The sequence below is a fragment of the Sorangium sp. So ce204 genome (assembly GCF_051526795.1).
Taxonomy (GTDB): domain Bacteria; phylum Myxococcota_A; class Polyangia; order Polyangiales; family Polyangiaceae; genus Sorangium; species Sorangium cellulosum_B.
Genome location: NZ_CP150317.1, coordinates 6,273,626 through 6,295,766 on the forward strand (window position 1 = coordinate 6,273,626; position 22,141 = coordinate 6,295,766).

Below are 22,141 nucleotides of genomic sequence, written 5' to 3' on the forward strand. Positions count from 1 at the left end.
GCGCCACGACAGCGTGTCGACCGTGCGATGAGCGTTCCGTGTCATTTTGGCTCAGGTAGGTGAGCGTATCATGACATGCGGATGCCGTTCGCTTGACGTGGCGGCGCCGCAAGAGCGCCGTGCTGGACGTCGGAGTTGCTCGTTCATCATCCCTCATCGCGCCCGCGAGCGCCTCCCGCATCGGTGGAATATGCCGGGAACGCGAGCGCGCGGAGATCGTGGTGCGGGGCCACACCCGCGGCGCCGCGCTACAGCGCGGCGATCTTGCCCTGCTCCGGCGATGACGCCGTCGCATAGAGCTTCTTCGGCATCCGCCCCGCGAGATACGCCATCCGACCGGCCCTCACCGCGTCCTTCATCGCGTGCGCCATCAAGATCGGGTCCCGCGCGCCCGCGATGGCCGTGTTCATCAATACCCCATCACACCCGAGCTCCATCGCCACCGCGGCGTCGCTCGCTGTCCCGACTCCCGCGTCCACGATCACCGGCACCTTCGCTGTCTCTCGGATGATCATCAGGTTGTACGGGTTGCGGATGCCGAGCCCGCTGCCGATCGGCGCCGCCAGGGGCATCACGGCCGCGCACCCGATGTCTTCCAACTTACGACAGACGATCGGGTCATCCATGCAGTAGGGCAGCACCGTGAAGCCCTCCTTCACCAGGATCCGCGCCGCCTCGAGCGTCGCCTCGTTGTCCGGGAACAGCGTCCGTTCGTCGCCGATGACTTCGAGCTTCACGAGATCGGACAGGCCGAGCTCGCGCGCGAGCCGGCAGGTGCGGACCGCGTCCTCGACGGTGGTGCAACCGGCCGTGTTCGGCAGGATCGTGACGCGTCCCTGCTGGAGCAGCGACATCATCGACCCCTCGCCCCGCTCCTTCAGGTTGACGCGGCGGAGGGCCACCGTGACGACCTCCGCGCCGGACGCTTCGAGCGCGCGACGGGTCTCATCCAGGTCCTTGTACTTGCCCGTCCCCACGAAGAGGCGGGAAGTGAACGTGTATCTGCCGATCGTCAACGCGTCGCTCGTCATCGCAGGCTCCTCGGGTCTCGACCCAGACGATCTGCTAGTCGGACCGGGACACAGGGTCCAGCGCGTCGACGAAAACCGGCGCTTCCGGCGCGCCTCGCTCGGCAGCATGGTATCTTTGCGCCCATGTCTCCCAGAGCTCTTGGCATAGCCCTCCTCGTCGCGTTGCCTCCAGCGCTCACGCTCACGCCCCTCCCGACAGCGGACAGCCATGCGCAGGTCGGCCAGGAACGCGCCGGGGTGAGCCGCGGCGCGCTGCTGTCCGGTCCGCGCGCGGCGCAGGCGGCCGTGGCCATTCAGCTCTCGCTGGACGAGCTCGTCGCCGCGGCCTCGTACGTCGTGGTCGCGACCGCGATCGAGCAGCGCAGCCAGTGGGAAGAGCTCGGCGGGGCCAGGAGGATCGTCACCTACACCCGCCTCTCGATCGACAGGGCCGTGGCCGGACAGCCCGACGGCGAGGTCTGGGTCAGGACGCTCGGGGGCGTGGTCGGGGACGTCGGACAGCACGTGTCGGGCGACGCGCAGCTCGCGATCGGCGCGCAGGCGATGGTCTTCGTCTCCAGGGCGGGCTCGGCCCTGGTCGTCTCCGGGATGGCCCAGGGCCACTACCCCGTCGTCGACGGCGAGGACAAGCCGAGGGTCGAAGGCGGGGCCGGCGCGCGGCGCGTCGCCGTGCGGCGGCTGGCCGCGAGCCCCGACAGCGGGACCGTCCTGCCGCGGCCGGGCCCCGCGATCTCGGCCCGCGAGCAGCTCATCGGCGCGGCGCTCGACACGGCGATCGACGCGGTGAACCAGGCATGGAAGGCGAAGCATGCGCAGAAGTGACCTCGCGCCGCGCCCCGCTGGCGCGCGCCGCCCCGCGCGCGCCCACGCCATCGCCTCGGCCTGCAGCGCGCTCGTCGCCGCGGCGCTCGCCTACCCCGGGGACGCCCTGGCCTTCTGCCGCACGAGCGTCTGCCCGCCGGAGAAGACGGCGTCGGGGAAGGCGGAGACCGCGGCGGTCTGCACGCCGCCGCAGGGCAACGACTGCGGCACCCCGCTCGCCTGGCCTTCGCCCTGCGTGAGCTACTCCCTCCAGGAGGACGCCTCCGCCCAGGTGTCGCTCCAGGAGGCGGAGGCGATCTTCGAGCAGGCGTTCGCCGCGTGGACGGAGGCCGACTGCGGCGACGGGCAGACCCCGCGCATGGAGGTCACCTACCTGGGCCCGGTCGCGTGCGACGCGCACGAGTACAACAAGCGCAAGGCGAACGCGAACATCATCATGTTCCGGGACGACGGGTGGCCGTACCTCGACAGCGGGAACACCCTCGCGCTCACGACCGTCACCTACCACCTCAAGACCGGCGAGATCTACGACGCGGACATGGAGGTCAACTCGTTCGACGTGGTGCTCTCGCACGGCGACGAAAGCGGCTCGTTCGACCTCCTGAGCATCGCCACCCACGAGGCCGGCCATTTCCTCGGGCTCTCGCACTCGATCGAGCCCAGCGCGACCATGGTCGCGGGCTACCGGCCGGGGCTCCGCGACCTCTCCCAGGACGACCGCGACGGGATCTGCGCGGTGTACCCGCCCGGGGAGCCGATCAAGGGCTGCGACCCCACGCCGCGCCACGGCTTCTCTGCCCTGTGCGCCGCGGATCAGCCCGAGGTGAAGGAGTCGGGCTGCGCCGCGGCTCCGCGCGGCAACGCTGGCCAGGGCGGGCGCGGCGGAGAGCTCGTCCTCGCCGCGCTCGCGCTGGTCGGCGTTGCCGTGCGGGCGCGGCGCGGCGCGGCCGCGCGGGCGGGCCGGGAGGAGGCCTGCTGAGCCAGAGCCCTCCTGTCCTGGTCGAGCGCGAAGGCGAGCTCGCCCGGCTGGTCGAGCGCGCCAGCCGCGCCGACGCGCTCGCGGTCGACGTGGAGGCCGACGGGCTGTTCGCGTACCGGGCGCGGCTCTGCACCGTCCAGCTCGCCTTCCGCGAGGGGGACGACATCGCGGTCGGGGTCGTCGACGCGCTCCGCGTGCCTGTCGCGCCGCTCGCGCCGCTCCTCGGCGCCGCGGGCCCGCCCAAGGTGCTGCACGACCTGACCTTCGACGCGCGCATGCTCGCCGAGGCGGGCGCGCCGCTCGGTGGCGCGCACGACACCTCGGTCGCCGCGCGCATGCTGGGGTGCGCGGCGACGGGGCTCGCCGCGCTGCTCCTCTCGGAGCTCGACGTGAAGGTCGACAAGCAGCTCCAGCAGCACGACTGGGGGCGCAGGCCGATCGAGGACGCCGAGCTGCGCTACCTGGCCGACGACGTGCGCCACCTGCTCCCGCTCCGCGCGCGGCTCGCGGAGCGCAGCCGCGCCCTCGGGATCGACGAGGAGATCGAGGAGGAGTGCGCCTACAAGCTCGCGACCGCCCTCGGGCCGCCGCGCGATCCGCGGCCCGCGTACGCGCGCATCAAGGGGGCCCAGGCGCTCGATCCGCAGGGCCGGGCGATCCTGCGGCGGCTCGTGGCGGCGCGCGAGGCCGCCGCCGAGGGGGCGGACGTGCCCTCTTTCAAGATCGTCGCCAGCGACGTGCTGCTCGATCTCGCGCAGCGGAGGCCTGCCAGCGCAGACGACGTGCGCGCCATCCGCGGGGCCGCGGCGGGCCGCGCGGCCGGGTGCGTCGCGGCGTGGCTCCGCGCGGTCGAGCAGGGGCGCAGCGACGGCGACGTGCCCGAGGACGAGCGCGCCCTCTTCCAGCAAGCCCGCCCGCCCAGGAAGGAGCTCGCCGCGCGGCGCGCGGTGGAGACCCGGATCGCGGCGTGGCGCAGGGCCGAGGCGAAGGCGCGGAAGGTGGACGAGCAGGTCGTGCTGCCCGGTCACTGCGCGCAGGATCTCGCGGAGATCGCGCTGGCGGAGGGCCACGCCGGGGACGAGGCGATCGCCGCCGCGATCGCGCGCATCCCGGGGCTCGGCGCGGGACGGCTCGCGCGTTACGGCCGCGCGCTCGCGGCGCTCGTGGCCGCGGCGCAGCCGGGCGAGCCGCCTGCCGCCGCGAGGTAGCGCCGCGCGTCGGCTCCGCGTGTCGGTCAAGCAGGTCGGCTAAGCAGGTCGGTTCCGCGCGTCCGCGATCCCCTGCGGGATCTCCGACACGTGGAGCCCGCTGCGAGCGAGCGCACGTGGCGCGCGCGCCGCCCGGTCGACAGAGCCGCCGGGCGATGGAATAGCAGGGCCCATGCCCTCGACCGATCATCCCAAGGCGCCGAGGCGGCTCCGCCTTTGGCCGCCGGCGATGTGGCTCCGCGCCCCGCTCGCCTTCGCGCTCGTGTTCGGGTGCGCCCTCCTGGGGGCGAGCGCCGGAGAGCTGTCCGCTCCGCCGCCGCCGCCGTCGCCGCCGCCCGCGGCGAACGCCGAGGTCGGCCCGGAGCCGGAGGCGACCCCGGTCGCGCCCGACTCGCCTCGAGCCTCCATGCGCAGCTTCGTCGAGCTGTGCCGCGCGGGCGACTACGCCGAGGCCGCGCGCTACCTGGACGTGCCGCCGAGGGCGAACGGCGCGGCGCTCGCGCAGAAGCTCAAGGCGGTGCTCGATCGGCACCTCTGGCTGGAAGTGGAGACGCTCTCGCCGAACCCGCAGGGGGACACGCAGGACAACCTCGGGGCGGGCGTGGAGCAGCTCGGCAAGATCCCGACGCGGACGGGGCCCCAGCCGGTGCGCCTCGTGCGGCGCACGACGCCCGACGGCGTGCGCTGGATCTTCTCGCGCGCCACGGTGGAGCGCGTCGACGAGTGGTACGCGCGGCTCGAAGATCGCTGGCTCCGCGATCACCTGCCGCCGGCGCTCCTGCGCCCCGGCCCGCGCGAGCTGCTCTGGTGGCAGTGGCTCGCGCTGCCGGTCCTCGCGCTGGCCAGCTGGCTCGTCGGCGCGGTGCTGAGCTACCTCGTCCGCGCCCTGCTCCGCCGCCTCGTCGTCCGGACGGAGTCCACGCTCGACGACGTGCTCCTCGGGGGGACGCGCGGTCCGCTCACGTTCGCGGCGGCGCTCCTCGTGATCACGGCCGCGCTCCCGTGGCTCGGGCTCTACCTGCCGGCCGACGAGTTCCTCGACAAGGTGCTGCGCGCCGGCGTCTTCGTCGCCGTGTTCTGGTTCGCCCTGCGCACGATCGACGCCGTCGGCGGCCGCCTGCTCGCCGCCCCCGCGACGCGCGACAACCCCGCGGCGCGCTCGCTCGTGCCGCTCATGGGGCGGATCGCGAAGGTCTCGATCGTGATCATCGGCGTGATCGCCGTGCTCTCGGAGCTCGGCTACCCGGTGGCGAGCCTCATCGCCGGCCTCGGCATCGGCGGCGTCGCGCTGGCCCTCGCCGCGCAGAAGACGGTGGAGAACCTCTTCGGCTCGGTCGCGATCGGCATCGACCGGCCGTTCCAGGTCGGCGACTTCGTGAAGGTCGACGCGCTCCTCGGCACCGTCGAGAGCATCGGGCTCCGCTCGACGCGGATCCGCACGCTCGATCGGACCGTCGTCACGATCCCGAACGGCAAGCTGGCCGATCTCCAGATCGAGTCGTACACGGCGCGCGACAGGATCCGCCTCGCCTGCGTGCTGGGGATCGAGCGCGACACGTCGCCCGAGCAGCTCCGCGCCATCGTGGAGGAGTGCGAGCGGGCGCTGCGGGAGCACCCGAAGATCTGGCCCGACGACGTCGTCGTGCGCTTCATCGGCGTCGGGCCCTCGTCGCTCGACGTCGAGGTGATGGCCTGGTTCCAGACGACCGACTTCGGGGAGTTCCGGGAGCTCCGGCAGGCGATGCTGATCACCTTCCTGCAGATCATCGACATGGCCGGATCGAGGCTCGCGTACCCGACGCAGACGCTGCACGTCGCGCCGCGCGGAGGGGAGCACCCGCAGCCGGAAGCGGCCGCGGCGGGCCGCCCGGCTAACGGGCGGCGCGCGCCGCGGCGGGCGCCATCGGCTGAAGCCCCGCCTTCTCGATGAGCGCGCGGTCCTCGTCCTGGCCGGGGTTCGGCGTGGTGAGCAGCCTGTCTCCGTAGAAGATCGAGTTCGCCCCCGCGTACATGCAGAGCAGCTGCGTCTCGCGCGAGAGCTCCGTCCGCCCCGCGGACAGGCGCACCATCGCGCGCGGCATCATGACCCGCGCGACCGCGATCATCCGGACGAACTCGATCGGATCGACCGGGGGGAGGCTCTCGAGGGGCGTCCCGGGCGAGCGCACGAGCGCGTTGATCGGCACGCTCTCCGGGTGGGGGTCGAGGCGCGCGAGCTCGACGAGCATCTCGCAGCGGTCGGCGATCGACTCGCCCATGCCGATGATGCCGCCCGAGCAGACGGTGATGCCCGCCCGCCGGACGTTGCGCAGGGTGACGAGCCGCTCGTCGTACGTGCGCGTCGAGATGATGGATTTGTAGGCCTTCCGCGAGGTGTCGAGGTTGTGGTTGTAGGCGTCGAGGCCGGCCTCCTTCAGGCGGCGCGCCTGGTCGTCGGTGAGCATGCCGAGCGTGCAGCACGCCTCGAGGCCGAGGGCCTTCACGCCGCGCACCATGTCGAGGACGCGCTCGAAGGCGGGGCCGTCCTTCACCTCGCGCCACGCGGCGCCCATGCAGAACCGCGTCGAGCCGCCCTCGCGGGCGCGCTCCGCGGCGGCGAGGACCGCGCCGACGTCGAGCATGCGCTCCGGCCCGACCTCGGTCTCGTAGTGGCTCGACTGCGGGCAGTAGGCGCAGTCCTCGGGGCAGCCGCCCGTCTTGACGCTGAGCAGGGTGCAGAGCTGGACCTCGTGCTCGCCGTGGAACGCGCGGTGGACCGCGCGGGCGCGGTCGATCAGCTCGAAGAGCGGCAGGTCGTGCAGGGCCACCGCCTGCTGGACGGTCCAGTCGTGGCGGGGCGCGCCCGCCGACGGGGCGTGCCCGGCCGGGCCGCTGCATCCATTCCTGTGCTCCGCCGCCTCTCGTTCGATCCCTTCGAGCATGGGCTCGCTCATAGCCGGGCTTGAGGCGCCGCCGCAAGCAAGGCGCGATCGAGCGTGAAATGAGCCGCCAAGGCGCCAAGGGCGCCAAGAACAGAAAATATCTCGGCGTCTTGGCGGGCTTGGCGGGCTTGGCGGTTCGAAATTCTGCTCCGTTCCGGCGGCTTTGACCCGATTGCCGCCTCTAGAGCGCCGTCACTGCCTTCGCTGTCTCCTTGGCGATCGCCCCCTGGGCGACGAGCTGCCTGAGGTGCGCGTCGAAGGTCTGCATGCCGTACGGCGTGACCCCCTTCTCCATCAGCTCGCGCAGCGACGGGCTCCCCTCCGGCCGGCGGATCGCCTCGCGCACCGCGGCCGTCCCGACGAGCACCTCGGCGGCGAGGACCTCCCCCGCGCCGTCGCGGCGAGGGAGCAGGCGCTGCGCGACGACGCCCTGGAGACAGTCGGCCAGCCGGTCGCGCACCTCGCTCGGGCTCTTGCCGAGCGCGATCAGCCGCCCGAGCGCGCGCGTGACGTCCGCCGAGCTGACCGCCGCGAGCACGAGGTGCCCGGTCTCCGCGGCGTGGAGCGCGAGATCCAGCGACTCGCCGTCGCGGAGCGCGCTGATGAGCACGACGTCCGGGTCCTGCCGCAGCGCGGAGCGCAGCGCGGTCGGGAAATCCGCGGTGTCGACGCCGATCTCGCGCTGGCTCACGCTGGAGCGGTTGTCCTCGTGCACGTGCTCGATCGGATCCTCCAGGGTCACGATGTGGCGCGGCACGGTCGCGTTGATGTGCCCGACGAACGCGGCGAGGGTCGTGCTCTTGCCGCTGCCGGCCGTGCCCGCGACGAGGACGAGGCCGTGATCGTGCTCCGCCATCGCCCGGACCGCCGAGGGCACGCCCAGCTCCTCGAACGTCGGGATCTTGAGCGGAATGCTCCGCAGGATGATCGCGAGCGAGCCGCGCTGGCGATAGATGTTGACGCGAAACCGGCCGAGGCCCGGGACGACGTACGCGGCGTCGAGCTCCTGGAGCGTGGCGAGCAGCTCGCGCGAAGGGCGCCCGGCGAGCAGCACCCGCGCGGCGGCCTCGCTGTCCTCGGGCCGGATCCTGTCGACGCGGAAGTAGACCATGTCGCCGCGCACCCGCGCGCCCGGCGGCTGACCGACCTTGAGGTGGATGTCGCTGGCGTGGGCGGCAAGCGCCTTGCCGAGGAGCTGATGGAGGAAGGCCTCGGAGGTGTACGGCGTCGTCACGGGGGGCAAGGTACCAAATTGGAACCCGACCGGCCCAAAGCGCGGCTGCACGAACCGAAGGCCCACAGAGCGCCGCGCCGCCGCGCGGGACGGCCGCGCGCCCGCGCCGCCGCGCGGGACGTCAGGGACGCGGCGCCGCCGGGCCTCCCGCGGCGCCCGAGACGGAGCCCTCGGGATCCAGATCTGCCGGAATACGGAGAGGATCGACGAGCCCCCGCTCGGCGAGCGCGCGCGCCGCCGAGATCGCGAGCGCGCGCTGGTCCGAGGGGAGGTCGCGCCGGCCCGCCAGCTCGACCAGGGCCGCGGCCGCGCCGCGCGCCCCGTCCGGGTCGAGCGGCTCGCGCGGGCGCGGCGGCCGCCCGGCGATCCCGAGGAGCGCCTCGAGCAGCGGCGGGAGCGACGGCCCGGACGCCGCGCGGGCGCGCTCGGCGAGCGGCCCGAGCGCCAGGTCGGCGTCATCGGCGTGCGGCAGCGCGCGCAGGGCCGTGAGCGCGATGTCGCCGCCGTCGTCGAGCGCGGCGAGGAGGCCGGAGGCGCCCTCGGCCTCGGCCAGCCGGGCGCACTCCAGCGGGTCGTCCCCCGCGGCGAGGCGCCAGCGCGGATCGGTGAGGCGAGGGCTCGGCGGGCGCGGCGCCAGGGAGGGCGAGGCGGCGGCCGAGGCGGGCGACGCAGCGGGGCTCCCCGACGCAGCGGCGCTCCCCTGCTCGCGGCGACAGCCGAAGGGCGCGAGCAGGACGAGCGCGACGGGCGCGACGAAGGCGAGGCGCGCCGCGGCAGGCGCCCTCCGCCGCGCGCGGCGGACGCCCTCGCGGCCCCTCCCCTGCGTCACGGCTGATCGAGGATCGAGAGCGACCGCTTCGTGGGCGCGTTCTCGGGCTCTTGCCGCGCGTTGTACTCGTCGACCACCCGGTTGATGTGCATCGAGCAGAACTTCGGGCCGCACATCGAGCAGAACTCCGAGGTCTTGAAGTACTCCTGGGGGAGCGTCTCGTCGTGCATCGCCTGGGCCGTCTCCGGATCGAGCGAGAGCGCGAACTGCTGCTTCCAGTCGAAGGCGTAGCGGGCGCGGCTCAGCGCGTCGTCGCGATCCCGCGCGCCCGGGCGCTTCCGCGCCACGTCCGCGGCGTGGGCCGCGATCTTGTAGGCGATGAGGCCCTGCTTGACGTCCTCGGGGTTCGGCAGGCCGAGGTGCTCCTTCGGCGTCACGTAGCAGAGCATCGCGGCGCCCGCGAAGCCGGCCATCGTCGCGCCGATGCAGCTCGTGATGTGGTCGTAGCCAGGCGCGAAGTCGGTGACGAGCGGGCCGAGCACGTAGAACGGCGCCTCGTGACAGAGCTCCATCTCCTTCTGCACGTTCATCGCGATCTGATCGAACGGCACGTGCCCGGGGCCCTCGATCATCACCTGCACGTCCTTCTCCCAGGCGCGCTTCGTGAGCTCGCCGAGCGTCTTCAGCTCGGCGAACTGGGCCGCGTCGCTGGCGTCGTGGAGGCAGCCGGGGCGGAGGCCGTCGCCCGCCGAGATCGTGACGTCGTACTTGGCGCAGACCTCGAGCACCTTGTCCCAGTGGGTGTAGAACGGGTTCTGCTTGTGGTGCTCGATCATCCACTGCGCCATGATCGAGCCGCCGCGCGAGACGATGCCGGTGATCCGGCCCTTCACGAGCGGCAGGTGCTCGAGCAGCACGCCCGCGTGGATCGTGAAGTAATCGACCCCCTGCTTCGCCTGGTGCTCGAGCATGTCGATGAGGTCCGCGGCCGTCATCTTGGCGGTGCCCTTGCACGCCTCGAGCGCCTGGTAGATCGGCACCGTCCCGATCGGCACGGGGGAGTCCGCGATGATCGCGCGGCGGATGCCGTCGATGTCGCCCCCGGTCGACAGGTCCATCACGGTGTCTGCGCCGTACTTGATGGCGTAGCGCAGCTTCTCGAGCTCGCCGCTCACGTCGCTCGTGGTCTGGCTGTTGCCGATGTTCGCGTTCACCTTGCAGAGCGACGCGATGCCGATGCACATCGGCTCGAGGTTCAGGTGGTTCTTGTTCGCGGGGATGATCATCCGGCCGCGCGCGACCTCGCTGCGGATGAGCTCGGGCGCGAGCTTCTCACGGCGGGCGACGTACTCCATCTCCTCCGTGACGACGCCCTTCCTCGCGAAGTGCATCTGGCTCTGGTTCGGGCTCCCGGCGCGCTTGCTCACCCATTCGGACCGCAACATCGACGACCTCGCTTTCGAGGTGGGCGGTTTAGGTCGCGACCGCGCGCGACGCAAGCGCCGCGTCGCGCCTGGCCGCCCGACCTCGAGGCGGCGAGAAAGCGCGCCTCCACCAGCGCTCGCCCAGCGCTCGCCGCGAGCGCGCCGCTGTCCACGCGCGCGCCGCCGTCAGGGCGGCGGCGCCTCGGGGAGCTCGGTCATCATGCCGAGCGTCTGGGCGCCGGCGGCCTTCGCGCCGTCGAGCACCTCCACGACGGTGCCGTAGACGGCGCCGTCGTCGGCGACGACGAAGACGATCCTGTCCTGAGGCCTGCTGTAGCGCTCGATCAGCGGCCTGAGCGCGCCCACGAGCTCGGCGCGCTCGACCCGCGCGTCGTTCACCCGCAGCTCACCTTGCGCGCTCACCCGGACGACGAGCTGGTCGGGCGGCGGCGGGGTGTCCTGCTTGACCTGCTCGGTGTCCGGCACGCGCACGCCGATGTCCTTCTCGAGCAGCGGCGTCACGACCATGAAGATGATGAGCAGCACCAGCACGACGTCGACGAGCGGCGTCACGTTGATGTCGGAGTTCAGGGGCACCGCCGGCTTGATGACGAACTTCCTCTTCGCGCTCATCGCCGCTATCTCCCCTTCCGCTCCTCGACCGCCAGCGAGACGCTCTTCGCGCCCGACTTGCGCGCCGTCTCCATCACCCTGCGGACGTCGCCGAACGAGAGGCGCTGGTCCCCCTTGACCAGCACCTTGCGCCCCGGCTGCGCCGCGAACTCGCGCGAGAGCCGCTCGGCGAGCCCGGCGTCATCGTACCTGTCGTTCTCGACCCACACCGTCTTCTCCAGCGTCACGGAGAGGATCAGCGGGTCCACCTCCTTCTTCTCCTCGTCCACCTCCGCGGCCTGCGGCAGCTTCACGTCCTTGCCGCGCTGGAGCATCGGCGTGACGACCATGAAGATGATGAGCAGGACGAGGACGACGTCGACGAGCGGCGTGACGTTGATCTCGCTCTTGGGGCCCCTCTGCGGGCCGACACCCATCCCCATCGGAACGCTCGCTTCCCTGCTGGGCGCGTCACCGCCCGCCGCGCCGCGGGCGCGAGGCGCCGGGCGCCGCGCTCCGCGGAGAGGCGCGCGGGGTGTCGCGCGGGTCCCCTGTCAAGCAGCCTCTTCGGCGGCCGGCGCGAGGCGCCCGTCGAGCCGCTTCGCCACGACGTCGAGGAGCTCGTTCGACGACTCCGAGATGTCGATCGCCCGGGCTTCGACCCAACCCTGGAGATAGTTGTAGCCCATGACGGCCGGGATCGCGACGATCAGCCCGAAGGCGGTCGTGATGAGCGCCTCCGCGATACCCGCCGAGACGGTGCCGAGGCCGCCGGAGCCAGCGGCCGCCATCTGCTGGAACGCCGTCACGATGCCCATGACCGTCCCGAGCAGCCCGACGAAAGGCGCCGTGGATCCGACCGTGGCGAGCAGGCCATAACCTCGCTTCAGGCTGAGCACCTCGCGCTGCGCCTGCCGCTCGAGCGCCCGCGAGACCGACTCGAACACGCCGTCGCGCTCGTGCCCCTGCGCCGGAAGCCGCGAGGGCGCGCTCGAGGCATAAGCGGCGAGCCCGGCGCCGATGACGCGCCCGAGATAGCCGATCTCGCCGCCAGGCCGCGCGGCGGTCCAGGCCCCCTCGAGCTCGCCCCGGGCGAGCATCGGCCCGACCCGCGCCGCGAACGCGCGGGAGGCGGCGCGCGACAGGAACGACACGACGAGGCGCTCGCCCAGGACGATCAGCGACGCAACGGACATGATGGCCAGCGCGAAGACAATCAGCTTCGCGAAGAGCCCCATGTGGCCCCATAGCTCGTTCAACGTGAATTGCATCGTCTCGCGCCTCCCGGCGCCCCATGTCGCGTGGTGGTTTTGGTGCTGCTGGAGCAACACCCCTGGTGCTGCTGGAGCAGCACCTCTGTGGATACCGAGCGGACTCGGCAGCACCGCAGCGCCGACCTACCCGTACCCTTCTCCACTACATACTCCAGCGGCTCAATAACACCCCTGCGCGCCCGGACGTCAAGGGAGCTTGAGCCGGATGGGGAACACGTAGTCCACCGAGACCGGGCGCCCCTGATACATGACGGGGGTGTAGCGATGCGTCGCGAGCGCATCGAGGATCGCCCGATCCATGTGAGGAAGCGACTTGGCCATCCGGCAGCCGGTCAGCGAGCCGTCCAGCTTGATGATGCACTTGACAATCGCGAGCCCCTCGACGCGCGCGGCGAGCGCCTCGCGCGTGTACTGCGGGTCGCGCCCCGCGATCCTCGAAGGGCGGGTCATTCCGGCGCCGAACGCCAGCACCACGTTCTGCGGCGGCGCCGTGCTGCCCACCTGGCCGCCGACCTTGCCGCCCAGCTGACCGCCGACCTCGCCGCCGACCTCGCCGCCGACGGTGCCGCCCTGAACGCCGCCCTGGACTCCCCCCTCGACGCCGTCCGGCTGCTCCGGCGCATCCTCCTTGACCGGCTCCGGCTTTGGCTCTGGCTCACGCGCCTTGGCCTTGGGCTTCTCCGGCATGTCGTAGATGGTGTCAGGCGTCTTGACGGGCTTCGGCTGCTCGATGCGCTCCACCTTCGCCGGGCGCTTCGCGCCGCCGCCCGGAGGCGGCGGTGGCGGAGGAGGAGGCGGCGGCGGCGCCGGGGCGAAAAATGTGACCTCGACGTCCTTCGGCTTCTCGGTGCGAGGACGCGTGGCCTGCCAGAGGATGGCCCCCGCGACCGCCACGTGGGCGATGATGGAGAGCGCTGTCCCCGTCCCTAGCCGCCCCTGGGTGGCGGTAGCGCGACCGAGTACCGAGTCGAACATGAGGGGTCGTAACTCCTAGGACTCGAGCCGATCGAGGTAGAGAAGCCGCGACGTATGGAAGCGTGCGGCGCCTACCCGGAGTGTACAAGCGCGCGAGTCCTACAAAAAAGTCTATTGTCTGGCGCGATTCCTGTCTAGGGTAAGGAAGGACTCGAGGGGCATACATTTCTGGAGGGAATTCCGTGAAGTTTCTCGAAAAGAGGCTGGAACACGGAGGGCGCTCACGTGCGCCGTTGGGGCCGTGGGCGGCGTTGCTGCTGCTCGCGATGACTTTGTTGACCGCGTACCCTGCGTTCGCGCAGACGGGCAGCGGCGTGCTCCTCGGGCGGGTAGTCGACGCGTCGAACAGGGCGCCGGCCGCCGATGTGGTCGTGACGGCGACATCGCCAGCGCTGCAAGGGGAGCAGCTGGTCGTCACGGACGGCACTGGCCAGTACCGTATCCCGAACCTGCCGCCGGGCGACTACACACTGCGCTTCGAAAAGGACACGTTCAAGCCGTACGCGCGCGGCGGGATCGCGGTCCGCGCCGCGACGACCATCCGCGTCAACGTCGAGCTGCTCCCGGAGGCGCTCAAGGCGGCGGAGATCGTCGTTGTCGGCCGCGCGCCGACGGTCGACGTCGGCTCGAGCAGCGTGAGCCAGAGCATCACCCAGGACTTCACCCGGCGCATCGCCGTCTCGCCCCCCACGGGCAAGGGCGCCACGACCCGCTCCTTCGAGTCGGTCGCCGCGACCACGCCCGGGGCGCAGGCCGACAACTTCGGCACGTCCATCGCCGGCACCTCCTCCCCCGAGAACCAGTACGTGATCGACGGCCTGTCGGTGAACGACCCGGCCTACGGGATCATCGGCACGCCGCTCACCATGGAGTTCATCAAGGAGGTCAACGTGGTGGCCGGCGGGTACATGCCCGAGTTCGGCCGCGCGACCGGGGGTGTCCTCGATGTCATCACGAAGAGCGGCGGCAACGCGTTCCAGGGCTCGGTCTTCTTCAACATCGCGCCCGGCATCTTCGAGGGCGCGCCCAAGGCGGTCCGCCGCCAGGGCGAGACGATCCAGACGGACGAGACCCTGTCGTCGATCCGCGACTACGGGTTCGAGGTCGGCGGCCCCATCCTGAAGGACAAGCTCTGGTTCTACGCGGGCGCCGATCTCGCGTTCAAGAGCAGCTCGTTGGAGCGCAACCTGTTCGCCACGCGCTACGACCCCACCACGTTCGAGCCGGTGACGGATCCCAGGACCGGGCTCAACGTCGTCGACCGGCTGCCGGGGACGCAGCGCTTCTACCGCGCCGAGGAGCAGACGCTGCAGTACCTCGGGAAGCTGACCTACCAGATCGATCCGGACCACAGCGTCGCGCTCTCGGTCTACGGCTCGCCCTCCACCTCGGGCGGCAAGGGCACGTTCGGGTTCGACCCGCAGCGGGGCCTGACCGAGCTCTCCAACATCACCGGCGAGTATGGCGCGATGGCGCACGAGTACGTGGCGTCGTCCACCGACGTCGCGCTGAAGTGGTCGTCCGCGTTCAAGAACAAGACCCTGCTGCTCGACGCGACCCTCGGCTGGCACGGCCAGCGGAACGCGCGGCTGCCCCCGGACGGCTCGGAGCTCGGGACGCACGAGGGCCTGGCGGGCGTGCCCCTCATGGTCTGGCAGCGGTACGCCCCGACCCCGTACTCGATCTACGATTTCGAGAAGCTCTCGCCCGAGGCCCGGGCCATGTGCAAGCCGCTGACGACGCAGACCGGCGAGATCGCCGCGGTGCCCTGCGCGGTGCGCGAGTACTGGCAAGGCGGCCCCGACTTCATCGATGACGCCTCGCTCAACCGCTTCCAGCTGAAGGCGATGGTGACGAGCATCTTCGAGGGGCTCGGGCACCACGTGGTCAAGGCCGGCATCGACGGCGAGATCACGACGTACAAGCACATCAAGGCGTACGCGGGCGGCACCACCTACGTGGAGGAGGCGGGCGGGGACATGTCCCGCGACGAGCGACAGTTCGGCTTCCTGACCGGTCCGGACGGCCTGACGACCGGCCCCGGCGCCAGGGACTATGTGATCCAGGACAAGCTCACGGTGTCGTCGCTCGGGGCGACGATCGGCGCCTTCGCGCAGGACAGCTGGAGCATCCTCGACCGGGTGACGTTGAACATCGGCCTGCGCTACGACGCGCAGTACCTGTACGCGAGCGACGGCACGCTCGGGCTGGCGCTCGCGAACCAGTGGTCTCCGCGCGTGGGCGTCGTCTACGACATCACGCAGGAGGGCCGGTCGAAGGTGTTCGCGAACTACGCGCGGTATTACGAGAGCGTCCCCCTCGACATCATGGATCGCACGTTCGGCGACGAGCGGTACATCCGCTCCTCCCACCGCGGGGGCGCCAGCGGCTGTAACCCTGGGGACCCCGAGGACGCGACGGGTTATGGTGAAGGCCAGTGCCGGAACGACGACAGCCGGGTTCCCTACGACGAGGCCTTCGGCGCCGCAGGGGCCTTCAACCACGACCCGAACAGGAACTGGTTCACGTTCGGCGGCGGCAAGGCCCCGGTGGATCCGGACCTCGAGCCGCAGTCGTCCGACGAGATCGTGATCGGCGGCGAGTACGAGGTCATCCCGAACGGGCGTGTCGGCGCGCTGTACACGAAGCGCTGGATGAACAACGTCATCGAGGACATGAGCCGGGACGAGGCGAACACCTACTTCATCGGCAACCCCGGGAAGGGGATCGCCAAGGACTTCGCGGAGGCGAGGCGCGATTACGACGCGCTGACCCTCTATTTCAACAAGACCTTCTCCGACCTGTGGCTCGCCCAGGTGAGCTATACGCTGTCGTACCTGCGAGGCAACTATCCGGGCCTCTTCAAGCCCGAGACCGACCAGCTCGATCCGAACATGAACACGGAGTTCGATCTGGCGTCGCTCCTCGTCAACCGCGATGGGGCCCTGCCCGGCGACAACACGCACGAGATCAAGGTCTACGGCGCGAAGGCGATCGAGCTCCCGAAGGGCATGGTCCTCGACCTCGGCCTCACGTACAGGTCCCGCTCGGGCGCCCCCATCGGCGCCTGGGGAGCGCACTACCTGTATGGCACCGACGAGGCGTTCATCCTGCCTCGAGGCGAGGGCGGCCGCCTCCCCTGGATCCACAACGTCGACGGTCACATCGGCTATTCGGTCAAGCTCGCGAAGGACAGCGAGCTCACCGTCACCATGGATGTCTTCAACATCTTCAACTTCCAGGAGACCGTCCAGGTGGACGAGCGCTACACGGCCGAGTACGTCGACCCCTGCGTCGGTGGAACGAAGGAAGATCTGAACCCGAGCAGCGGCTCGACGTGCGTGAAGAACCACAACACCGGCGAGCCGCTCGATCCCAAGGCCGTGAACCCGAACTACGGTGAGCCGACGCAGTTCCAGACGCCGCGGCAGTTCCGGTTCGGCGCGCGGGTGACGTTCTAGGCGCGTCGCGCGCGGGAAAGGATGCAAGCGATGAAGAAGCGATGGCTTGTTTGGATGGCAGGGCTCGCGGCGCTCTCACCGCTCGCGGCGATGTCTCCGGGCTGTTCGCAGCCCAAGCCCGAGTGCACGGTCGGCGGCGCCCTCGCGTCCCCGTTCGCGACGAGGTTCACCCGGATCGACGGGGATGCCGAGGGCCCGTGTGCTCGGAAGGACGGGACTGTCGAGCTGGTCGGGATGCAGGTGTACACTCGGGACGAGAATGGCGACCAGCTCCCCGACAGCGAGAAGCTCGTCGCGATCCAGACCCTGGAATTCGGCACCTGGTCCCGCGGCGGCGCCGCGATCGACCCGAACCCGGATCTCAACCCGTTCGCGATCGGTGCCTTCGCGGCGCGCGAACCGGATGACAACGAGATCTGCACGGTGCCGACGTTCGATCCCGCCGAGGTGGTGTTGCTGCCCGGCGGCGAGGGCGGCGCTGGCGGCGAGGGCGGCGCCGGTGGTGCCGGCGACGGCGGTGCTGGCGGAGCCGGTGGTACCGGCGACGGCGGTGCTGGCGGAGCCGGTGGTACCGGCGACGGCGGTGCTGGCGGAGCCGGTGGTACCGGCGACGGTGGCGCCGGTGGTACCGGCGACGGCGGTGCTGGCGGAGCCGGTGGTACCGGCGACGGCGGTGCCGGTGGCGCCGGGGAAGGCGGCGCTGGCGGAGCCGGTGGTGCCGGGGAAGGCGGCGCTGGCGGAGCCGGTGGTGCCGGCGACGGTGGCGACGGCGGGGATGGCGGCGTACCGCCGGTGGCGCTGGGATCGCACAAGCTCGAGTGGCGCAACATGCGCGTGTTCGTGACAGCCGCCAACCTCGGCAATCAATTCGAGGCAGAGGTCACCTACTCGGAGGAGAGCTGCTCGGCGACGTACAAGGTCGTCGGCGTCTGGCCGGCCATCGATTGCCGGGTCTACGCCCCGAATCCCGAGCCCGGGGGCGATCCGATCCCCACGGACAAGGGCGATGACGCCCTCTGCGTGAATGCTCGCATCTCCCCGGAGCTCAAGGTGAAGTGCGACGCCGGCGCGGGCCTGTGCGTGCTCGACGCGGACTCCATCCCCGCCCTGAAATAGGCAACCTGGCGGGCGGGGCGCCCATCGTCCCGCCCGCGCTCCTCCGGCCCCTCTCCCCTCACCTCCCGTGAAACGCCGTCGGCCAGGCGCATCCCTGGTCGTCCGAAGGCGGCGTGCTCGAAGAGCCCCCGTTCGCCGCGCGGCGCCGGTGAGGGTCGACGGTCGAGCGAGAATGAGCGTCCGCGACGACGCGCTCGACCGGCGGCCCCGAGGTCAGCGCAGCTCACGCCGCGATCCCTCGGACCGCCGGCTCACGGCGCGGGTTTGACGGCCAGCCTCGCCAGCGCCGCGCAGCCGGCCCCGCTCGCGATCTCGAGCTTCACCGTGAGCGCGCACAGGCGCGACGCCCGCTCGAGCGCCGCCGGATCGCCCGATACGATGGCCCGCTTGGACTCGTATCCGGTCCGGACCGCGAGCATCGTCTGCGCGCGGGGGGGCAGCTCCGCGCGCCGCGCCACGAGCAAATCGCCGAGCTTCGGGCCGGGATCGGCGGCCGGCGCCCACGTCCAGACCGACGCGACCAGGGCGTCCGCGAAGGCGGCGCGCAGCTCGTCGCCGCCGCGCGCGCCCTCGCACGGCAGCGCGGGACCGGCCGGTCCGACGTCGGTGGCGAGGAGCCTCCGCCCCGCGATCCGCCGGAGCAGATCCTTCTCCACGCCGGCGATCTTGCCGTCGTCGTCCGAGAACGCCCCCGCCTTGAACCGCACGGCGAGCGCGGCGCACTTCTCGTCGCGCTCCGCGCGCAGCCGCTGCTCTTCGCGGGCCCGCTCCTCGGCGCGCAGCCGCTCCTCGCGCTCGCGCGCCTCGCGGGCCTCCACCGCGGCGCACTGCTCGAGCCGCGCGGCCACGCGCCGCTGCTGCTCGCTCGCCGCGCGGCCGAGATCGTCCTCCGCGATGTCGCGGACCGCGCACACCTCCGGGCGCTCCAGGACGGCATCGACGCGCGCGCGGGCGGCGCGGAGCCGCACGATGACCGACAGCGCCGCGACGATCACGAGCGCCGACACCACGATCGACGCGATCCTGCGGAGCCTCCGCCGGTGATACGCCTTGGCGAGCGCGCCGCCGCCGCTCTCGTCGAGCAGCTTGCGGCAGCGGCCGATCATCGCCTGCCATTGCGCGATGTCCTCGGCGAGCACCTGGAGCGGCTCCGCGAACGGGCGATCGCGCCGGACCTTGTTCGCCAGCCGCTCGAGCCACATGCCGGCGTCGGGGGCCCGACCGTGGTCGGTCACCTCGGCGACGCCCTCGAGCAGCCCGCCGATGCGCCCGGCGTAGACGTCCCAGGCGAGGAGCGCCTCGGACTGGCTCTCGCCGAGCCGATCGATGGCCTCGCGCACGTCGGCCATCGGGAGGAGGCGCTCGACGTCCTCCCGGCGCACGCCCGCGAGCTTCGCGGCTTGATCGACGCCGCGCTGGAAGCCTCCGAGGAGCCCCTCCGGCGCCAGCTCGCGGAGCCCCTCCGGCACCCGCCTCGCCTGCATGCACGCGCCGGCGTGGTGCAGCGGCCCCATCGCGCAGGTCAGGAAGGTGCCGCCGAGCTTCACGTCCATCGAACCGTGGCTCTCCTCTCCACGACTCTCCACGAGATACCCTGGACAGCGCGGCGCGGAAAGGCTCGCCGCGCTGTCCAGGGTGATCACCGGCCGCCGCGTGAGACCTCGAGGTCCCAGAGCGCGTAGAGCACGTCGACGTCGTACTCGGTGTGTCGCCAGCCGGGGTGGAGCCGGTAGCTGCGCGGGAGCAGGCCAGAAGCCAGGATGGCGTCCGTCTGCTCGGCGAAGGTGTAAAGATACATCTTCACGCCGGTCAGCTCGGCGTCGGAGAGCGGGCGCGCGTGGCGATCGTGGAGCCGGACGTTCGGCCTCCGCTCGACGATGCTCACCAGCAAGCGGCCGCCGGGGCGCATCGCGCCGGCCAGGTTCTGGAGCACGAGCGGGAGATCGTCGCAGAACTCGAGGGTGCCGAGCGCGAGGGCGACGTCGAACCGCCCCCAGGAGCGGGGGATCGGGAGGTGGTAGTCGTGCCGGTGATAGGCGCCCTGGGGCCGCTTCTCGCGCGCGATCTCGAGCATCCCCTCGGCGATGTCGAAGCCCACGACCTCGACGGACGGCGGGAGATCGCGCGAGAGGTGTCCCGGGCCACAGCCCGCGTCGAGCACGCGGGCGCCCTCGGCGACCGCCTCGCGCAGGAACGCGCGCACGGGCTTCTCGTAGTGCTGGATGTCTTTCCAGGTGGAGACGTAGTCGGGCGCGAAGTCCTCGTAGTAGTCGACGAGCCGCTCGATCCGGGTCGCTCGCTTCATGACGCCTCTCAGGTGATGTCGTCGACCGCCTGCACGGTCTCCTGGATGTCGTGCTCGTGCGTGTAGCCGAGGATGTCGCGCGCCCGCCGATCGTCGACCATGCACACGTAGCGGATGTGATCGAGCTCGGGGGCCGGGAACGAGGTCGCCCTGAACCGCCAGAGCCGCGGGATGATCGTCTGCATGACGAAGTGCGGGATCGCCGCGCGCGCCCGGCCGGTCATCTCGATGACGCGCGAGAGCGGCAGCGGCGCGGGCCCCGCGAGGTTGAAGATCCCGCGCACGCCGGGGCGGAGCGCCGCGAGGATCGCGGAGACCACGTCGTCCTGGTGAATGACCTGCACCATCGGGTCGAAGCCGAGGAGGGTCGGGATCACGTTGAGCCGGAGGTAGTTCGACGGCGCGTTCCGCACGGAGCCGAGGATGTGGACCGGCCTGAGGATGACCGTCTCGGTCTGGGGGTGCTTCCAGAAGAACGACTGCGCCAGCATGTCGACCTCGATGAGGTCGCGGATCTCGCTGAACGACGCGCCGCCGAGCAGCGGGGCGTCCTCGGTGATGAACTGCGGGTTGTCGGGGCGCGGCCCGTAGGCGTTCGCGCTCGACAGCACGATGAGCTTGGGCACGTCGTACTGCGCGACGAACTCGAGCAGCCGCTGGAACCCGGCGAGGTTCCAGCTGTGGTGCTCCATCTGGCTCACCCGCGGATCGTGCATGACCCCGAGGTGGACCACCGCGGCGAGCTGCTCCTGGCGGAAGATGTCCTGGGTCTTCTTGCGGCGGATGTCGATCTGGTGATGCTCGATGTCCTTGGGGCGCCCATCGAAGCTGCGCCGATCGACGCCGATCACGCGCCGCTCGCGGTGGAGGCGCCGCGCCAGGCGCCGCCCGAGGCGACCACAGATGCCGGTGATGAGGATGGACCGGAGGGACGGATCGGTGTCCGCGGCGGGACGGCGGCCTCGACCGAGCATTCGTTCGCTCATCGGAGCGACGGTCGCTTCGAGGAGGCCGATGGTCAAGCCCTTCGTGCCGGTGCAGGCGCACGCGAGTTTTGCTATCGTCCGCCGCTCATGGCCAGCAGAACGACGCTCGCCAGGCTGAGCCACTTCGTCACCCACAGCGCGCTGCCGCTGGCGCGCGTCGGGGTCGACAGCCTGCGCGGCACGATCGACGACGCGACCATCCGGCTGCTCGGTCAGGACTTCGAGGACCGGCTGCGCCGGGTCGCGCTGCCTCACGCGGCGGACGGGGTCGACCCGTTCGGGCTCGACCGGGAGTGGGCGAAGTACGCGGTCGGGGTCGCCGCGTTCTTTCATCGCTTCTATTTCCGGACCGAGGTGTTCGGCATCGAGCGCGTCCCGCCCGGCCGTGTGCTCCTCATCGCGAACCACTCGGGCCAGCTCCCGTTCGACGGCATGCTCATCGCGGCCTCGCTGTTCCTGGACGCGGAGCCGCCGCGCGTGATGCGGAGCATGGTCGAGAAGTGGACGCAGACGCTGCCGTTCGTGGCGACCTTCTTCTCGCGCGTGGGCCAGGTGGTCGGCGTCCCCGAGAACGCGCGCCGGCTGCTCGACATGGGCGCGGCGATCCTGGTGTTCCCGGAGGGGACGAAGGGGATCTCGAAGGGGTTCTCCAGCCGCTATCAGCTGCTCGACTTCGGGCTCGGGTTCATGCGGCTCGCGCTCGAGACCGACACGCCGATCGTGCCCATCGCCGTCATCGGGGGCGAGGAACAGTACATCTCGCTCGGCAACCTCGAGTCGGTCTCGAAGGCGCTCGGCATGCCGACGTTCCCGATCATCCCACAGCTGCTGCTCCCCGGCGGCCAGCTGCCGCTGCCGACCCGATACCGGATCTACTTCGGCGAGCCGATGACGTTCCACGGCGACCCCGACGACGACGACGCGGTGATCCAGGAGAAGGTGGCGCTCGTGAAGGGTCGGATCCAGTCGATGCTGAACCGCGGCCTGAAGGAGCGGAAGAGCGTCTTCTGGTGATCGCGTAACC

19 protein-coding genes are annotated in these 22,141 nt (G+C 71.4%); 7 read left to right on the forward strand and 12 right to left on the reverse strand.

Annotated features, from left to right (window positions below; translation table 11 throughout):
- Nucleotides 1-248: 248 nt before the first annotated feature.
- Nucleotides 249-1,031 carry a thiazole synthase gene (locus WMF22_RS23300; RefSeq protein ID WP_437301283.1) on the reverse strand — a complete coding sequence of 261 codons (783 nt, stop codon included), beginning with the start codon at nt 1,029-1,031 and terminating at the stop codon, nt 249-251.
- Nucleotides 1,032-1,154: 123 nt separating this feature from the next.
- On the opposite strand from WMF22_RS23300, the gene WMF22_RS23305 reads away from it, so the two are divergent.
- From WMF22_RS23305 to WMF22_RS23320, 4 genes are all read left to right on the forward strand, one after another.
- Nucleotides 1,155-1,853, forward strand: a complete 699-nt coding sequence (locus WMF22_RS23305; protein ID WP_437301284.1) for a hypothetical protein — start codon at nt 1,155-1,157, stop codon at nt 1,851-1,853.
- The gene (locus tag WMF22_RS23310) at nt 1,840-2,832 is read left to right on the forward strand and encodes a matrixin family metalloprotease (RefSeq protein ID WP_437301285.1); all 993 of its coding nucleotides are present in this window, start codon (nt 1,840-1,842) and stop codon (nt 2,830-2,832) included. Before WMF22_RS23305 ends, WMF22_RS23310 begins: the two co-directional genes overlap by 14 nt.
- 17 nt (nt 2,833-2,849) lie before the next feature.
- The gene (locus WMF22_RS23315) at nt 2,850-4,040 is read left to right on the forward strand and encodes an HRDC domain-containing protein (protein WP_437301595.1); all 1,191 of its coding nucleotides are present in this window, start codon (nt 2,850-2,852) and stop codon (nt 4,038-4,040) included.
- A 172-nt stretch (nt 4,041-4,212) separates the two neighbouring features.
- Entirely contained in the window at nt 4,213-5,970 is a 1,758-nt protein-coding gene (locus WMF22_RS23320; protein ID WP_437301286.1) for a mechanosensitive ion channel family protein, read from the forward strand.
- Here WMF22_RS23320 and bioB read toward each other — a convergent pair.
- The 8 genes from bioB to WMF22_RS23360 all read right to left on the reverse strand — a co-directional run bounded on the left by bioB (nt 5,912) and on the right by WMF22_RS23360 (nt 13,249).
- Nucleotides 5,912-6,961 (reverse strand): biotin synthase BioB, encoded by a 1,050-nt coding sequence (bioB, locus tag WMF22_RS23325; RefSeq protein ID WP_437301287.1) that lies wholly within the window; start codon nt 6,959-6,961, stop codon nt 5,912-5,914. The genes WMF22_RS23320 and bioB overlap by 59 nt on opposite strands.
- Before the next feature lie 181 nt (nt 6,962-7,142).
- Nucleotides 7,143-8,195, reverse strand: a complete 1,053-nt coding sequence (locus WMF22_RS23330) for a type IV pilus twitching motility protein PilT (RefSeq protein ID WP_437301288.1) — start codon at nt 8,193-8,195, stop codon at nt 7,143-7,145.
- A gap of 121 nt (nt 8,196-8,316) precedes the next feature.
- Nucleotides 8,317-9,024 carry a thiamine biosynthesis protein gene (locus tag WMF22_RS23335; RefSeq protein WP_437301289.1) on the reverse strand — a complete coding sequence of 236 codons (708 nt, stop codon included), beginning with the start codon at nt 9,022-9,024 and terminating at the stop codon, nt 8,317-8,319.
- The gene (thiC, locus tag WMF22_RS23340) at nt 9,021-10,406 is read right to left on the reverse strand and encodes a phosphomethylpyrimidine synthase ThiC (RefSeq protein ID WP_437301596.1); all 1,386 of its coding nucleotides are present in this window, start codon (nt 10,404-10,406) and stop codon (nt 9,021-9,023) included. Before thiC ends, WMF22_RS23335 begins: the two co-directional genes overlap by 4 nt.
- A gap of 168 nt (nt 10,407-10,574) precedes the next feature.
- The gene (locus WMF22_RS23345; RefSeq protein ID WP_437301290.1) at nt 10,575-11,021 is read right to left on the reverse strand and encodes an ExbD/TolR family protein; all 447 of its coding nucleotides are present in this window, start codon (nt 11,019-11,021) and stop codon (nt 10,575-10,577) included.
- Nucleotides 11,022-11,026: 5 nt separating this feature from the next.
- Entirely contained in the window at nt 11,027-11,443 is a 417-nt protein-coding gene (locus WMF22_RS23350; RefSeq protein WP_437301291.1) for an ExbD/TolR family protein, read from the reverse strand.
- 111 nt (nt 11,444-11,554) lie between these two features.
- Entirely contained in the window at nt 11,555-12,271 is a 717-nt protein-coding gene (locus WMF22_RS23355) for a MotA/TolQ/ExbB proton channel family protein (protein ID WP_437301292.1), read from the reverse strand.
- Nucleotides 12,272-12,460: 189 nt separating this feature from the next.
- On the reverse strand, nt 12,461-13,249 hold the full coding sequence (locus WMF22_RS23360; protein WP_437301293.1) for an energy transducer TonB: 789 nt from the start codon (nt 13,247-13,249) through the stop codon (nt 12,461-12,463).
- Nucleotides 13,250-13,515: 266 nt separating this feature from the next.
- On the opposite strand from WMF22_RS23360, the gene WMF22_RS23365 reads away from it, so the two are divergent.
- Nucleotides 13,516-16,710 carry a TonB-dependent receptor gene (locus WMF22_RS23365; protein ID WP_438037080.1) on the forward strand — a complete coding sequence of 1,065 codons (3,195 nt, stop codon included), beginning with the start codon at nt 13,516-13,518 and terminating at the stop codon, nt 16,708-16,710.
- Between the two features lie 30 nt (nt 16,711-16,740).
- Nucleotides 16,741-17,826 (forward strand): hypothetical protein, encoded by a 1,086-nt coding sequence (locus tag WMF22_RS23370; protein WP_437301295.1) that lies wholly within the window; start codon nt 16,741-16,743, stop codon nt 17,824-17,826.
- 251 nt (nt 17,827-18,077) lie between these two features.
- On the opposite strand, the gene WMF22_RS23375 is transcribed toward WMF22_RS23370, so the two are convergent.
- From WMF22_RS23375 to WMF22_RS23385, 3 genes are all read right to left on the reverse strand, one after another.
- Entirely contained in the window at nt 18,078-19,379 is a 1,302-nt protein-coding gene (locus tag WMF22_RS23375) for a hypothetical protein (RefSeq protein WP_437301296.1), read from the reverse strand.
- A gap of 86 nt (nt 19,380-19,465) precedes the next feature.
- A complete protein-coding gene (locus WMF22_RS23380; protein WP_438037081.1) occupies nt 19,466-20,131 on the reverse strand; it encodes a class I SAM-dependent DNA methyltransferase in 666 nt (221 codons plus the stop codon).
- A gap of 8 nt (nt 20,132-20,139) precedes the next feature.
- The gene (locus WMF22_RS23385) at nt 20,140-21,105 is read right to left on the reverse strand and encodes an NAD-dependent epimerase/dehydratase family protein (protein WP_438037082.1); all 966 of its coding nucleotides are present in this window, start codon (nt 21,103-21,105) and stop codon (nt 20,140-20,142) included.
- A 99-nt stretch (nt 21,106-21,204) separates the two neighbouring features.
- On the opposite strand from WMF22_RS23385, the gene WMF22_RS23390 reads away from it, so the two are divergent.
- On the forward strand, nt 21,205-22,131 hold the full coding sequence (locus WMF22_RS23390) for a lysophospholipid acyltransferase family protein (RefSeq protein ID WP_438037083.1): 927 nt from the start codon (nt 21,205-21,207) through the stop codon (nt 22,129-22,131).
- Nucleotides 22,132-22,141: the final 10 nt, after the last annotated feature.